The organism is Arthrobacter sedimenti (assembly GCF_042652025.1).
Classification (GTDB): domain Bacteria; phylum Actinomycetota; class Actinomycetes; order Actinomycetales; family Micrococcaceae; genus Arthrobacter; species Arthrobacter sedimenti.
The window spans coordinates 435,849-449,431 of record NZ_JBHSDQ010000002.1 but is presented as its reverse complement, the minus strand read 5'-3'; the positions used below and the strand labels follow the sequence as shown (position 1 = coordinate 449,431).

Here is a 13,583-nt window from a genome sequence, read left to right as displayed (position 1 = left end):
ACGTCGAGGAGTTTCCCCGCACGGGGTACGGGCCGGTTCACCAGAGCGAGGGCAGGCTCCCCACCAGGCGCTCGTACATTGCCAGGGCCGACCCGTCGGTGAGCGAAGCCACCTGGTCGATGACCACGCGAAGGCGCTTGCCGTCGTCGTCCGCTGCCCGCCAGTCCGCTGCAAACATCGGCTCCAGGTGCCGGTCACCGGTGGCGCTGAGGGCCGTGACCAGGGCATGGAGCACTTCCCGCTGGCGCTCGTAGATGGGCTGCCGGTGTTCGGTGGTCATGACGAAGGTGGTGGCAAGGCCCTTCATCACCGCGATTTCCATGACGGTCTCGTCCGGAACAATGAGTTCGGCGTTGTAGCGCGTCAGGTTTTCCGGGCCGTAGACCGCGCGGGTGGTTTCCAGGGCGGACTGGCAGAACCTGCCGATCAGCTGGCTGGTCATGTTCTTCAGGGCAGCCATGGATTTGCGGCTGCCGTCGGCTTCGCGGACCCACACGTCGGTGGCCTCCAGCCGGGCCAGTGCGGCGTCGATGGCGGCGGGGTCGTTGTGCGGCAGGTACCACTGCTTGGCGTAGCCCACCACACGGGCGCGGTGGTCCGGGTTGTCCATCCAGCGCAGCTGGAAGTGGCCGGCAACGATCGCGTCCTCCACGTCGTGTACGGAGTAGGAGATGTCGTCCGCCAGATCCATCACCTGCGCTTCCAGGCAGGTACGGCGTTCCGGGGCTCCTTCCCGGATCCAGTTGAAGATGGGGAGGTCATCCTCGTAGGCGCCGAACTTGCTGGTCCGCTGCCCGTGGATTACAGGTGCTTCCAGGGCTGACCAGGGATATTTCGACGCCGCGTCCAGGCTTGCCCGCGTCAGGTTCAGTCCGGCGGGGTGGCCGTCAGCCGTGAGCACCTTGGGTTCCAGGCGGGTGAGCAGGCGGAGTGTCTGGGCGTTGCCTTCGAAGCCGCCGATGGCATGCGCCACTTCATTCAGCGCCGATTCGCCGTTGTGGCCGAAGGGCGGGTGGCCGAGGTCGTGGCTGAGGCAGGCCGTGTCCACCACGTCCGGGTCGCAGCCCAGGGCCCGGCCAAGCTCGCGGCCCACCTGCGCGACTTCCAGGCTGTGGGTGAGGCGGGTGCGGACAAAGTCGTCGGTGTCCGGTGCCACCACCTGGGTCTTGGCGCCAAGCCGCCGCAACGCCGAGGAGTGCAGCACCCGGGCACGGTCCCGTTCGAAGTCCGAGCGGTAGGTGCTCTTGGGCGGTTCCTCCACCCAGCGGGCGGAATCGTGCGTGTCGTAGCCGGGCAGGGCCAGGGCTGCGGTGGGAGTTCCGGCAGTCGGTGTTTCAGCCACCGGAAACGTCCAGTTCGGCGGCGGCGATATTGCGGGACTGGTCATCGTTCAGGGCACGGGAGTCCAGCCAGTCCTTGGGCAGGGCGGGCTTCTTGGGCGACCCTGCGCGGCCGCGCGGGCCTTCCGCATCCACCCCCGGATAGGGCGAGTCCAGGTCCAGCTCGGCGAGGGTGTCCCGGAGCACCTCGAGGCTAGTGACCAGGGCCAGCCGGGTGCGCAGCTCCCCGCCCACCACGTAGCCCTTGAAGTACCAGGCGATGTGCTTGCGGATCTCGCGCAGCGCCTTGCCTTCATCACCAAAGGTTTCCACCATCAGTTCGGCGTGCCGGTAAACACCTTCGGCCACCTGGCGGAGGTTGGGGCGGTGCCGGACCTCGCTGCCCTCGAACGCTGCCTGCAGGTCACCGAAGAGCCAGGGCCTGCCCTGGCAGCCGCGGCCCACCACCACGCCGTCCACGCCGGTCTCCCGGACCATCCGGACGGCATCCTCTGCGGACCAGATGTCGCCGTTGCCCAGCACGGGAATGTCGGGCAGCGCCTCGCGGAGCCGGGCGATGGCGGACCAGTCGGCCTGGCCCGAGTAGAACTGCGCGGCGGTGCGGCCGTGGAGGGCGACGGCGGCAACTCCGGAATCGCGGGCGATGCGCCCGGCGTCGAGGTACGTCAGGTGGTCCTCGTCGATGCCCTTCCGCATCTTGATGGTCAGCGGGACGTTGCCTTTGGACGCCTCCTTGACGGCGGTCTGCACGATGGACGTGAAGAGGTCGATCTTCCAGGGCAGCGCCGAGCCGCCGCCGCGCCGGGTCACTTTGGGGACGGGGCAGCCGAAGTTGAGGTCGATGTGGTCGGCCCGGTTTTCCTCCACGAGCATCCGCACCGCGGCGCCCACCGTGCCCGGGTCCACGCCGTAGAGCTGCACGGACCGGACTTTTTCGTCGTCGTCGTGCGAAATGATGCGGAGGGATTCGGGCGTCCGCTCCACCAGCGCACGGGAGGTCACCATCTCCGCCACGTACATGCCGCCGCCGTACTCCCGGCAGAGCCTGCGGAACGCGGAGTTGGTTATGCCGGCCATCGGGGCAAGGATCACCGGGGTGTCAACCGTGATGGGTCCCAGCTTCAGGGGCGGGAGTTCCAGCTTGGGGGCGGGAGGAGTTGCTGCAACAGTCACCTGACCATTGTTGCAAAGCCGGGCAAATCGGGCTTTGCCGGTCCCCTCCGGCTCCGCCGCGGCAGCAGTCAGCCGCGGTCTGCCCGCCGTCCCCGGCGGGTGGCGGGCTCCGTGGCGGGTTCGACGGCGGGTTCGACGGCGATACGCCGGCTGCGTGCCTCAAGCGCGGCTGCGGCGAGCGCCCCGGTGTCCGCAACGTCCTCCGCGTGGTGGTGCCCGCCGTCGTGCATTCCGTTCCGGCGTCCGGCGTCCAGCGACTGGGTGCCCGCTGCCTTAACTCCTGTGGCCTTGACCACCAGCACGGCGATCAGCGTGGTGACGGGGATAGCCAGGACCAGCCCGATGGAACCGACCAGTGTCCGGATGACTTCCTCTGAGAGTTCAGCGCTGGTGAGGGTGTCCATCAAGGGCCGGTCGTAGAGCATGACGATGATCAGGATGGGCAGCGCCGCGCCGGCGTAGGCAAAGGCGATGGTGTACACGGTGGAGGCGATGTGGTCCCGACCGATCCGCATGGCGGAAGTGAACAGCTTCCGGGCGCTGCTGGCTGGTGCCAGTTCGTAGAGCTCCCAGACGGCAGAGGACTGCGTGATGGTGACGTCGTTGAGGACACCCAGGCCGGAGATGATGAGCCCGCAAAGAATCACCCCGGAAATGGAGATGTTGGACGATGTGTTCACCAACGTGGCGGCGTCGTGGCTGCCCACACCCGCGAGGTTGGCGGCGTCCGTGGCCCAGGCTGCGAGCAGGGCGGTGATGGCTAGCCCGAAGATGGTGCCCAGGAGCGCGGTGGACGTGCGGGCAGAGAAGCCGTGGGCGAAGTACAGCACCCCGATCATGATCACCGTGGACCCCACCAGGGCCAGCAGCAGGGGCGGCTTGCCTTCCACCAGCCCAGGGAGCAGGAAGTTCGCGAGCACGAAATAGGCGCCCACCAGCCCGATCAGGGCGCGCAATCCGCGCCACCTGGCGACGGCGATGACCACCACGGCGTAGAGCACGGCCAGCAGGATGATCGGCATGGTGCGGACGAAGTCCATGAAGATGTAGGCTGGCGAACCCTGTGACCCGGTGGCGCCCTGGACATTGGAGAGGTTCAGGTAGCGGATCTGGTCCCCGGGCTTCACGCCATGGGAGGAGGCGACGTCCGGGTTGATGACCACCTTCACCGGGCTTCCGCCCTTGTCCGGCTCGGTGACGGCGAAGGTGCACTCGGAGCCCTGGCTTGGTGGTTGCTGTGTGGTGCGTGGCTGGCCGGACCCCTGTTGGTCTGAACCCTGCTGGCCGGACCCCTGTTGACCCGTGCCCTGTTGAGTTGGACCCTGTTGCCCGGATCCCTGCATGCAACTCCCGGTCAGCACGCTCTGGATCGTGCCCGTATCGAAGGTGACCCCGGGCGCGGTGGAGTACGGGTTGGCGAGCGAGATGCCCTCCTTGCTCCCGGAGGGCCAGAGGGCGGCCATCCCGGCCAGGGTCAGCAGCGCCACGGGAATCAGCACTAAGGCCAGGATGCGGTTCGCTTTGCTGCGGGCAGCCATCGCCTGGGGCGTCGGCTCCGAATGATCCAAGGAAGCGTGGGAGTGACCGGCGCCCATCAGCAGTACAACCTCATGGTTGAACTCTACGTGCGGCGCCATAGGGTTTGATAAATGGACCATCGGGATGGGGAGGAGCCAAGCATGGACAACCGTGGTGGGCATGGGGGCGGCAGCAATGGAGCACCTGGGAAGGGCGGTGTGCAGGCCGGGCAGGTGCCGGACGTTTCCGCCCACCAGCCCGTACTCAGCGTCCTGGATGCCTCCGGTGACACCAAGGGCGTGGTCCTGGTCCTGCACGGCGGCAAGGCCCACAGCCGGGATCCCGTGGAGGCGCGGCATCTGAGCCCGGCGCGTATGGTGCCCTTCGCCCGGCACCTGCACCGCGCGGGCCGTAAACACGGGCTGGCCGTGTGGTCCCTGCGCAACAGCGTCCGCGGCTGGAACGGGCCCGACATGTCCCCCTTGCAGGACGCACGGTGGGCGCTGCGGCAGATCGCAGAACGCCACCCCGATGTTCCGGTGTTCCTGCTGGGCCACTCCATGGGCGGCCTGACCGCCGTGTGCGCCGCGGACCATCCGCAGGTGGAGGCTGTGGTGGCGCTGGCCCCTTGGCTGGACCCGCAAACCCCTGCGGACAGGGTTAGGGGCCGGAAGGTCCTGATCATCCACGGGACCACGGACCACATGACCAGCCCCACGCAGTCCCTTGCCTTCGCCCGGCGCGCCGCTTCGGACGCAGCCAGCATGCAGTACGTGTCCCTGAGGGGCGTGGGGCACTTCATGCTCCGCAAGGTCCGTATTTGGCACACCCTCGCCACCGGTTTTGTCATCAAGTCCTTCGCCGAGAGCACAGGGGCGGCGGTCCAACCGCCGCGGGCCTTCACCGAGCTGCTGCCGGACACCTCCGTCCAGGTCACCCTCTAGGCCGCCCGGCCATGCCCTGGCGTCCCCCATCCAGCGACCGCTTCTACCGGCTGATCGTCCGCACCGGGCTGTTCCTCCGCTGGGCCCTGCAGCTGGACATCCGCGCAGAGGGCCTGGAGCACCTCCCGGGGGCACCACCCCCGGCCGGCCCGTCCCGGCAGGTGCCCCCCGGCGGCGCGGTGTTCGCCGTCACGCACTTCAGCTACCTGGACTTCGCCGTCCTTGAGCTGCTCCTGTGGAACCGCAGCCGTGCCCAGCTGCGGTTCCTGGTCCACCAGGGCGCGGCGGACCATTGGCTGGCCGGCCCCGCCATCAGCGCCTCCGGCCAGGTGGTGGTGGGATACAACGACCGCTCCGACGCCTACGGCACCGCCGTGGCCAAGCTGCGCGCCGGCGAGTACCTGGCGGTATTCCCCGAAGCGGGAGTGAGCCGCAGCTTCACGGTCCGCGAGTGCCGAACGGGGGCTGTACGCATGGCGGCGGAGGCCGGTGTCCCGGTTATCCCGGTGGCCGTCTGGGGCGCACATCGGATCCTGACCCGCGGCCATGGCTTCTCCCTGCGGCGCAGCTGGCAGGCTCCCATCCAGGTCCGGGTTGGCGTGCCGATAGTGTATCCGCCGGACGTTGATGTGGACGCTGCCACGAAGAAGCTGCGCACCACGCTCCAGACGGGGATTGACCGCTGCATCGCCGCTTTTCCGCTTCAGCCCGGACCAGGGGCGTGGTGGATGCCCGCGCACTTGGGTGGCAGCGCCCCTACGGACGCCGAGCGGCAACTGCTGGACGCGGCCGACGCAGCCGCCGGCCGCCGTCGTGCTCCCCGCCCGAAGTAGCCTGCTTAAGCGGCAGTGCCACGCGCTGTCACAGGGACGGCGCGTGGCACGGTGCTGACGTGGACCGGCAGTCGCTAGTCCGAAACCACCAGGGTTTCGGCGCCCGCCAGCCGGGCTTTGCCGCTCTCCAGGAGGGGCTCGACGGCGGCGCGCAGGGCGGTCATGGAATCGTCCAGTTCCAGCATGACCGGGTGCTGGTAGGCGATCAGGGCGAGGATGTCGCGGACGGCTTCGGCGGCGTCGTCAGCGGCCAGGGATGGCTCATGCCCCACGAAAACGTCCGTGGGGGTGTCGGCGCCCGTTGCCTCTGCACCGGAGCTGTCAAGGTGGGCCGGCGCTGCATCCGGGTCCGCGGGTGCAGCGTAGCTGACCGCGAATGCGCGGATGCGGCCCTTTTTGCTGGGCGCTACTCCCTGGCCGAACGCGGATTCCGGCTGGGCCCGCAGGACGATGGCGCCGTGGGCTCCGGTGAGCTCGTCCAGGAACAGTCTCTGCACCTGTCCAACGGACAGGACGCCCGGGGAGTCCCAGCCGTGGATGGAGGTGTAATACCGGCCCACCACGTCCGTCAGCTCCACGGAACCGGTGGCCAGGTCCATGACGACATCGGAACCGGCGTTTTCACCGTCGATAGGGCGGCCGCCGTGGTCCTTGTCCGGGAAGACGGGCAGCTTCAGGGCTCCGGGTTCCACGATGACCAGCCGGGAGCGCTGGATCGGCGCCAGCCCGGACTCTTCAGCGAACGCGGCACCCGCCGTGCCGGGTTCCACCTTGGCGCGGAGTTTGGTGACGCCCGACGGTGCGTTTTCGGCTTCGCGCCGCAGCATGGTCAGGAGGCTGGCCCCGATGCCGGCGCGGCGATGGTCCTTCGCCACTTCGATGTACGTCCACAGGCGCTCGGGGTGCAGCGAGGCTTCATAGACGACGCCGGCGGCCACGGGAATGCCGACGCCGTCAACGACGTCTTCCGCCACGATGCAGCGGCGCCAGGGCATGCCGTCCCTGGCGTTGGAGGACACGGCGAGGGCGCCGCGGAACTGGCGGGCCTGGGCGGTGTCCGGGTCGCCCCAGATTTCCAGGAGCGCCAGGTCGTCGCCGTCGCGCCATTCACGATATTCGATGGCCATGCTCAGGCGCCGATCAACCGTGCCGCCAGGTAGCCCTCCACCTTGTCCAGGGAGACACGCTCCTGGCTCATGGTGTCCCGCTCGCGGATGGTGACGGCTTGGTCCTCAAGGGTGTCGAAGTCCACCGTGATGCAGAACGGGGTGCCGATCTCGTCCTGGCGGCGGTAGCGGCGGCCGATGGCACCCGCGTCATCGAAGTCGATGTTCCAGTTCTTCCGCAGCTGGGCGCCCAAGGCCTTGGCCTTCGGGGACAGGTCCTCGTTGCGGCTCAGCGGCAGCACGGCGGCCTTGACCGGGGCCAGGCGCGGGTCCAGCTTCAGCACGGTGCGGACGTCCACGCCGCCCTTGGCGTTGGGGGCCTCGTCCTCGGTGTAGGCATCCACCAGGAACGCCATGAAGGAACGGGTCAGGCCGGCCGCGGGCTCGATCACGTACGGGGTGTAGCGCTCGTTGGTGGCCTGGTTGAAGTAGCTCAGGTCCGTGCCGGAGGCCTTGGCGTGGGTGGAGAGGTCGAAGTCGGTGCGGTTGGCGATGCCTTCGAGCTCGCCCCATTCCGAGCCCTGGAAGCCGAAGCGGTACTCGATGTCCGTGGTTCCCTTGGAGTAGTGGCTGAGCTTTTCCTTGGGGTGCTCGAAGAAGCGCAGGTTCTCCTCGCGGATGCCCAGGCCGGTGTACCAGGCCATGCGCTCGTTCATCCAGTACTTGTGCCACTCTTCGTCCGTGCCGGGCTCCACGAAGAATTCCATTTCCATCTGCTCGAACTCGCGGGTGCGGAAGATGAAGTTGCCGGGCGTGATCTCGTTGCGGAAAGACTTGCCGATCTGGCCGATGCCGAACGGCGGCTTCTTCCGGGAGGTGGTGAGGACGTTGTTGAAGTTCACAAAGATGCCCTGCGCGGTTTCGGGGCGCAGGTAGTGCAAGCCTTCCTCGCTGGCCACCGGGCCCAGGTAGGTCTTGAGCAGGCCGGAGAACTCCTGCGGCTCGGTCCACTGGCCGCGGGTGCCACAGTTGGCGCAGACGATGTCCTTCAGGCCGTTTTCGGCGGGGCGGCCCTTCTTTTCCTCGTACTCTTCCTCGAGGTGGTCCGCGCGGTAGCGCTTGTGGCAGGAGAGGCACTCGACCAGCGGGTCGGAGAAGACCTCCACGTGGCCGGAGGCTTCCCAGACCTGGCGGGGCAGGATCACGGAGGAGTCCAGGCCCACCACGTCCTCGCGGCCGCGGACCATGGACTGCCACCACTGGCGCTTGATGTTTTCCTTCAGCTCGGCGCCCAGGGGGCCGTAGTCCCAGGCAGACCGCGAGCCTCCGTAGATCTCACCGGCCTGGAACACGAAGCCCCTCCGCTTGGAGAGGGAAATGACCTGGTCGAGGACGGATTTTGCTGCCATGGGATAACTCCAATTTCTACAGGGCCGCTGGGTGCGGTCCGCGGGTTGTTCGGGCCCCGGCTGCTGTATGCCTGGGCACAGCGGGCAACGCTTCGGGGCGGATGAAGGAAGACGGTGGAAAGCTCGTGTCCTAGCGTACCGGCCGCTGCCCGCGCAGCGCGCCCCGCGGCCAGGGCAGGGTTGCCAGGATAATGGCGCCGAGGGTCAGCAGGGTTCCCAGGACCGTGGCCGGAGCCACGATGGTGCCCGGCGCGGGAAGCGCCAGGTCCAAAGCCAGCGAGCCGAGCAACTGGCCGGCGATCATGCCCAGCCCTGTGACCAGCACGCCCAGGCTGCGGACCAGGAGGGCGCCCAGGCCGATGAAGACGCAGCCCATGGGGCCGCCCAGGTAGTACCACCACTCCCCCGGCAGCGGGTTGGCGGGGCCGGCCACGGCCAGCTTCACCCCGAACGCTGCCCACAGCACGATGCAGCCGGCCACGAAGTTGACCAGGGTGGCCGCGATGGGGGTGCCGTAGTGGAGCGTTGCCGTACCGTTCATGGCCTGCTGGAAGCTCATGAGGAAGCCCGCCGCCACCGGCAGGAGCAGGGGAAGCAGCAGCCCGGCCGCACCGTCCCCGGAGCCTCCGCTGCTGAACCGGGGCGACACCGCCCAGGCCACGGCGGCGATGGTCAGGATGCAGCCAATGATGCGGATGCCCGTCACGGATTTCTTTCCGGCGGGGCCGATCCCCAGCCGGTCCACCAGCAGGCCGCTCACCGTCTGCCCGGTAACGGTGGCGACGGTGAAGAGTGCCACGCCCAGGATGCCCACCGTGAAGGACTGGGCAAAGACGAACAGGGCACCGATGGCACCGGCCACCACGTAGATCCGGGGAAACGCCCGGTTCCGGACGGCCGGGAGGATGTTTGCCAGGCCGGCGCGGCCTCGCGGCAGCACCAGGGAGATGATGATCATGACCAGCAGTCCTGTGCTGAAACTCACGGCCGCGGCAGCGATTCCATCGTTGAGCCGCGCCCCCAACGCCCCGTTGATCCGCCCTTGGACGGGGATGGCAAGGCCGGAGCCCACGGCCAGGGGCAGGCCTGCGAGTACCGGCAGGCGGGAAGGGGAGGTCATTGAATCCACCTTAGTTCAGGCATTATTGCTCTATGAGCAACCCCATTGACGACGTCCCCATCCGCGACAGCATGATCCGGCTGGGCCAGCTGCTGAAGCTCGCCAACCTCGTGGAGGACGGCGTGGAGGCGGCGGAGCTCATCAAGAACGGGCTGGTCAAGGTCAACGGCGAGATCGACGACCGCCGCGGCCGGCAGCTGCACAACGGGGACACCGTCACCGTTAACGGCCAGACCGTCCGGGTGGTGGCACCCCAGGCGGACTGACGGCGGCAGCTGTTGCGCCGCCGTCGTACGTTCTATTTGTTCAGCACCTCGTGGGTGAGGAACTCCCCCACGTGCCCAATCTCCTGTTGGTTGATGCCGTGCCACATGCCGGTGTAGAGGACCTTGGTGAGCTTCACGTGCTTGCGGACCCAGCCCATGGTGAATTCGATCTTGTCCTGGGTGATCACCGGGTCCTGCTGGTCGCGGCCCCAGAACATGGGCACGGTGCCGTCCAGCTCGTCGTCCTTGAAGGTCGGGTCGCCAGCGGCGTCCACCACGAAGCCTGAAAGTCCGACGACGGCGGCAAAGTCGGTGGGCCGCTGGCGCAGGAGCGTGGTGGCCATGGCCATGCCCATGGAGAAGCCCAGGAGGGTCACCGAAGGGTGGCCGGGCCTGATGGCGTCGATCCAGTCGAGCACGTAGGCCGAGGCCTTCTTGACCCGGTCCAGCGAGTATTCGATCGACGCGGTAAGCGGAAACCAGGTGAAGCCGGGACCCATGGCGATGGGCGCGCGGACGGAGGCGACGGCGAAGTCCCCGGGCAGCATGTCGGCCAGGCTGAGCAGGTCCTGCTCGTTGGCGCCGTAGCCGTGGAGGAGCACCAGCAGCGGCTTGCCGGCGCGCTGGTCTTCCGGATGGGACCACAGGACAACAGGGGCAGGAAATACTTCGGCGTCAGTCATGGTTTCCATTCATACCAGTTACTTGGAAGTAACAACCTACGTTCGCGTAGGCAGCGAGGCGGAAGGCAGGATAGGACCGTGACTGACGCAAGTGCCATCCAGACCCCGTCCGCGCACCCCGGTTCCCACCCCTGGACCCGGTATGTGGCGATGGGTGATTCGTTCACAGAGGGCATCGGCGATCCCGAGCCTTCAAGCCCCGGCGGCCACCGCGGCTGGGCCGACAGGGTTGCCGAAGAGCTCGGCCGTACCCAGCCGGACTTCGCGTACGCCAACCTTGCCGTCCGCGGCCGGCTGCTCCAGCAGATCGTGGACCAGCAGCTCGCTCCCGCGCTGGAACTGAAGCCGGACCTGGTCACCCTGTCCGCCGGCGGCAACGACCTGATCCGTCCCGGCGGCGATCCCGACGCGCTGGCCGAGAAGCTCGATTCCGTGGTCCAGATCCTGTCCATGGGCGGAGCCACGGTGGTTTTGTTCAACGGGCCGGATACGGGCTCCTCCGTGCTCAGCCGGATCCGCAGCAAGGTGGCCATCTACAACGAGAACCTTCGGACGGTTGCAGCGCGGCATGATGCGGTGATCGCGGACATGTGGTCACTGCGGCAGCTGAGCGACCCGCAGATGTGGGACCAGGACCGCCTGCACTTCTCCCCGCTGGGACACCACACCATTGCGGCCATGGTGCTGGACGCGCTCAACGTGGAGCACTCCCTGGAACCGCTGCAGCCCAAGCCGCTGCCGCCGCGCACCTGGCGCGAGGCCAGGAGCGGGGACCTCGTGTGGGCGCGCGAATACTTCGTACCGTGGGTGCTGCGCCGGCTGCGCCACCAGTCGTCCGGGGACGGCATCACGGCAAAGCGGCCGACGCCAGGTCCGGTCTTCGGCCCGGGCGTTCCGTTGGGTTCCGGCGAGGGTCCGCTGGGATCCGCCGAGCCCAGCCGCCAGTAGGCCTGCCGGGGTTACGCTGGAAGGACAACACACGAGAGGCGCGGCACCGTGAGCAGCTTGTTTTTCTGGATCATCATCCTGTCCTTCGTGGTCCCCATGGCCATGCGGGCGTACCGCCGCTCCATGGCACGGAGGGACCGGGACCAGGGCTTGCCCGGGCCGTTTTCCGGACCTGGCCAGTTCCCGGGGCAGAACCAGTTCCCCGGTCCGGACCAGTACCCGGGCTATGGCCAGTTTCCGGGCTCGGGCGGGCCGCAGAACCGCCAGCCCCGCGACGGGTACACCCAGCAGGACTACTTCTCCGGCGGCTTCCGGCAGCCGGGCCAGCCGCCGCAACCCTATGGCGGGCAGCAGCTGCCGCCGTACCAGTACGGACAGCCGCCCATGCCGGACCCCCGGTTCGGCGCTGGGTCACAGGACTTTGGGCAGGAAGCGCCGTTCCAGCAGCCCGGGTACCAGCAGCCTGGGCAGGGGTACCAGCAGCCAGGCCGGGGCCAGCAGGGGCAGGGCCAGGCCTTCGGGCCTGCCACTCCCCCTCCGCCCTCGGCGCCACAGGGGTTCCGGGCACGCAAGCTCGCCGAACTGGACCAGCAGTACAGCAATGGTGAGCTGTCCATGGAGGAGTACATGAAGCGCCGCGGCGACATCATGAACGGCTAGCCAGCCTGATTTCGCAAGAAGGTCGGGGACCGGTTTCCGGTCCCCGACCTTCTTTTTGGTTAATCCATCTGCTGAGTCCGCTGGTTCAATCCAGCCTGCTAATCCACCTGCGGGAAGCCCAGGTCGATCACCGAGGTGGATGGGTCCGGCCAACGCGTGGTGACCACCTTGCCCCTGGTGTAGAAGCGGATGCTGTCGGGCCCGTACATGTGGGTGTCGCCGAACAGCGAGTTCTTCCAGCCGCCGAACGAGAATGTGCCCACCGGGACCGGGATGGGCACGTTGACGCCCACCATGCCCGCTTCGACGTCGAACTCGAACTGCCGCGCCGCTCCGCCGTCGCGGGTGAAGATGGCCGTGCCGTTGCCGAACTGGTTGTCGTTCACAAGCCGGACTGCGTCGTTGTAGGTGTCCACGCGGACCACGGACAGGACCGGGCCGAAGATTTCGTCGTCGTACACCTTCATGCCTGGCTTGACGTGGTCCACCAGGCTGACGCCGATGAAGAACCCGTTGGAGTCGAAATGCTGCGAGCGGCCGTCCACCACCACGGTTGCGCCTTCGCCTTCCGCTCCCGCAACGTAGGAAGCCACGCGCTCCCGGTGCTCCGCTGTGATCAGGGGGCCCATCTGCGAGGCGGGATCCGTGCCGTCACCAATTTTGAGGTCTGCCATGCGGCTGGAAATCGCCTTCACCAGGTCGTCGGCGATGTTGCCCACTGCCACCAGGACGCTGACAGCCATGCAGCGTTCGCCGGCGGAACCGTAGGCGGCGGATACCGCAGCGTCGGCAGCCATGTCCAGGTCGGCGTCGGGAAGCACCACCATGTGGTTCTTGGCACCGCCCAGGGCCTGCACCCGCTTGCCGTGTTCCGCTGCCCGCTTGTAGATGGACTGGGCCACGGGGGTGGACCCGACGAAACTGACTGCCTTTACGTCAGGGTGCTCAAGCAGGACGTCGACGGCTTCCTTGTCCCCCTGGACCACGTTGAGCACGCCTGCCGGCAGCCCCGCTTCGGCGAAGGCCTCTGCGATGAAGACGGCCGCCGACGGATCCTTTTCACTCGGCTTCAGCAGGACCGTGTTGCCGCAGGCCAGCGCGCTGCCGATCATCCACAGCGGCACCATGGCCGGGAAGTTGAACGGGGTGATGCAGGCCACCACGCCGACTGGCTGGCGGATGGAATGGACGTCAATGCCGCTGGAGACCTGCTCCGACCGCTCGCCTTTCAGCATGTGGGACAGGCCGGTGGCGAAATCGATGTTCTCCAGACCGCGGGCGATTTCGCCTTCCGCGTCGGAGAGGACCTTGCCGTGCTCGCTGGTCAGGATCGCGGCGAGTTCGGACTTCCGCTGGTTCAGGATTTCGCGGACCTTGAAGAAGATGGTGGTGCGCTTGGCCAGGCTGGTGGCGCGCCATGCAGGCAGCGCGGCGCGGGCGGCCGCGATGGCTTCCTCTGTCCGGGCCGCGGAGGCGAGCGCCACCTGCTTCTCCTGTTGGCCGGTGGCGGGATTGAAGACCGGACCGAAACGGTCGGCATCGGTGACGCGGGCGCCGTTAATGTAGTGCGGGATGGTTTCCAA

The 13,583-nt window shown here is 67.8% G+C and carries 13 protein-coding genes; 5 read left to right on the top strand and 8 right to left on the bottom strand.

From position 1 onward, the window contains the following. Positions 1–37: 37 nt before the first annotated feature. The 3 genes from ACFO0G_RS07260 to ACFO0G_RS07250 form a co-directional block, all read right to left on the bottom strand. A complete protein-coding gene (locus ACFO0G_RS07260; RefSeq protein ID WP_376976916.1) occupies positions 38–1,387 on the bottom strand; it encodes a deoxyguanosinetriphosphate triphosphohydrolase in 1,350 nt (449 codons plus the stop codon). After that, positions 1,335–2,513 (bottom strand): tRNA dihydrouridine synthase DusB, encoded by a 1,179-nt coding sequence (gene dusB / locus ACFO0G_RS07255; protein ID WP_286403026.1) that lies wholly within the window; start codon positions 2,511–2,513, stop codon positions 1,335–1,337. Before dusB ends, ACFO0G_RS07260 begins: the two co-directional genes overlap by 53 nt. Before the next feature lie 68 nt (positions 2,514–2,581). Then, a complete protein-coding gene (locus ACFO0G_RS07250) occupies positions 2,582–4,108 on the bottom strand; it encodes a YibE/F family protein (RefSeq protein WP_376976992.1) in 1,527 nt (508 codons plus the stop codon). Positions 4,109–4,192: 84 nt separating this feature from the next. On the opposite strand from ACFO0G_RS07250, the gene ACFO0G_RS07245 reads away from it, so the two are divergent. Then, positions 4,193–4,975, top strand: a complete 783-nt coding sequence (locus ACFO0G_RS07245) for an alpha/beta hydrolase (protein WP_286403025.1) — start codon at positions 4,193–4,195, stop codon at positions 4,973–4,975. An 11-nt stretch (positions 4,976–4,986) separates the two neighbouring features. Further along, a complete protein-coding gene (locus ACFO0G_RS07240) occupies positions 4,987–5,808 on the top strand; it encodes a lysophospholipid acyltransferase family protein (RefSeq protein ID WP_376976915.1) in 822 nt (273 codons plus the stop codon). A 74-nt stretch (positions 5,809–5,882) separates the two neighbouring features. Here ACFO0G_RS07240 and ACFO0G_RS07235 read toward each other — a convergent pair whose 3' ends face one another. The 3 genes from ACFO0G_RS07235 to ACFO0G_RS07225 form a co-directional block, all read right to left on the bottom strand. Continuing rightward, positions 5,883–6,935, bottom strand: coding sequence for a GNAT family N-acetyltransferase (locus ACFO0G_RS07235; RefSeq protein ID WP_376976914.1), 1,053 nt, complete (start codon positions 6,933–6,935; stop codon positions 5,883–5,885). A gap of 2 nt (positions 6,936–6,937) precedes the next feature. Further along, on the bottom strand, positions 6,938–8,323 hold the full coding sequence (locus tag ACFO0G_RS07230; RefSeq protein ID WP_286403022.1) for a glycine--tRNA ligase: 1,386 nt from the start codon (positions 8,321–8,323) through the stop codon (positions 6,938–6,940). 130 nt (positions 8,324–8,453) lie between these two features. Next, entirely contained in the window at positions 8,454–9,443 is a 990-nt protein-coding gene (locus ACFO0G_RS07225) for a DMT family transporter (protein WP_286403021.1), read from the bottom strand. Positions 9,444–9,475: 32 nt separating this feature from the next. Here ACFO0G_RS07225 and ACFO0G_RS07220 point away from each other — a divergent pair, with 32 nt between their 5' ends. Then, positions 9,476–9,709 (top strand): RNA-binding S4 domain-containing protein, encoded by a 234-nt coding sequence (locus tag ACFO0G_RS07220; RefSeq protein ID WP_236821687.1) that lies wholly within the window; start codon positions 9,476–9,478, stop codon positions 9,707–9,709. 32 nt (positions 9,710–9,741) lie between these two features. On the opposite strand, the gene ACFO0G_RS07215 is transcribed toward ACFO0G_RS07220, so the two are convergent. Next, on the bottom strand, positions 9,742–10,392 hold the full coding sequence (locus ACFO0G_RS07215; protein WP_286403019.1) for an alpha/beta hydrolase: 651 nt from the start codon (positions 10,390–10,392) through the stop codon (positions 9,742–9,744). A gap of 78 nt (positions 10,393–10,470) precedes the next feature. On the opposite strand from ACFO0G_RS07215, the gene ACFO0G_RS07210 reads away from it, so the two are divergent. Together ACFO0G_RS07210 and ACFO0G_RS07205 are read left to right on the top strand one after the other, a co-directional pair. Further along, positions 10,471–11,340 (top strand): SGNH/GDSL hydrolase family protein, encoded by an 870-nt coding sequence (locus ACFO0G_RS07210; protein ID WP_286403018.1) that lies wholly within the window; start codon positions 10,471–10,473, stop codon positions 11,338–11,340. 48 nt (positions 11,341–11,388) lie between these two features. Continuing rightward, positions 11,389–12,000, top strand: coding sequence for a hypothetical protein (locus tag ACFO0G_RS07205; protein WP_376976913.1), 612 nt, complete (start codon positions 11,389–11,391; stop codon positions 11,998–12,000). Positions 12,001–12,098: 98 nt separating this feature from the next. Here the strand turns inward: ACFO0G_RS07205 and ACFO0G_RS07200 are convergent, their stop codons facing one another. After that, on the bottom strand, positions 12,099–13,583 hold the full coding sequence (locus tag ACFO0G_RS07200; protein ID WP_286403016.1) for a CoA-acylating methylmalonate-semialdehyde dehydrogenase: 1,485 nt from the start codon (positions 13,581–13,583) through the stop codon (positions 12,099–12,101).

Coding starts and splice junctions, on each gene's coding strand:
- ACFO0G_RS07260 (WP_376976916.1), bottom strand. CDS start 1,387: ATGACCAGTCCCGCAATATCGCCGCCGCCGAACTGGACGTTTCCGGTG.
- ACFO0G_RS07250 (WP_376976992.1), bottom strand. CDS start 4,108: ATGGGCGCCGGTCACTCCCACGCTTCCTTGGATCATTCGGAGCCGACG.
- ACFO0G_RS07245 (WP_286403025.1), top strand. CDS start 4,193: ATGGACAACCGTGGTGGGCATGGGGGCGGCAGCAATGGAGCACCTGGG.
- ACFO0G_RS07240 (WP_376976915.1), top strand. CDS start 4,987: ATGCCCTGGCGTCCCCCATCCAGCGACCGCTTCTACCGGCTGATCGTC.
- ACFO0G_RS07235 (WP_376976914.1), bottom strand. CDS start 6,935: ATGGCCATCGAATATCGTGAATGGCGCGACGGCGACGACCTGGCGCTC.
- ACFO0G_RS07230 (WP_286403022.1), bottom strand. CDS start 8,323: ATGGCAGCAAAATCCGTCCTCGACCAGGTCATTTCCCTCTCCAAGCGG.
- ACFO0G_RS07225 (WP_286403021.1), bottom strand. CDS start 9,443: ATGACCTCCCCTTCCCGCCTGCCGGTACTCGCAGGCCTGCCCCTGGCC.
- ACFO0G_RS07220 (WP_236821687.1), top strand. CDS start 9,476: ATGAGCAACCCCATTGACGACGTCCCCATCCGCGACAGCATGATCCGG.
- ACFO0G_RS07215 (WP_286403019.1), bottom strand. CDS start 10,392: ATGACTGACGCCGAAGTATTTCCTGCCCCTGTTGTCCTGTGGTCCCAT.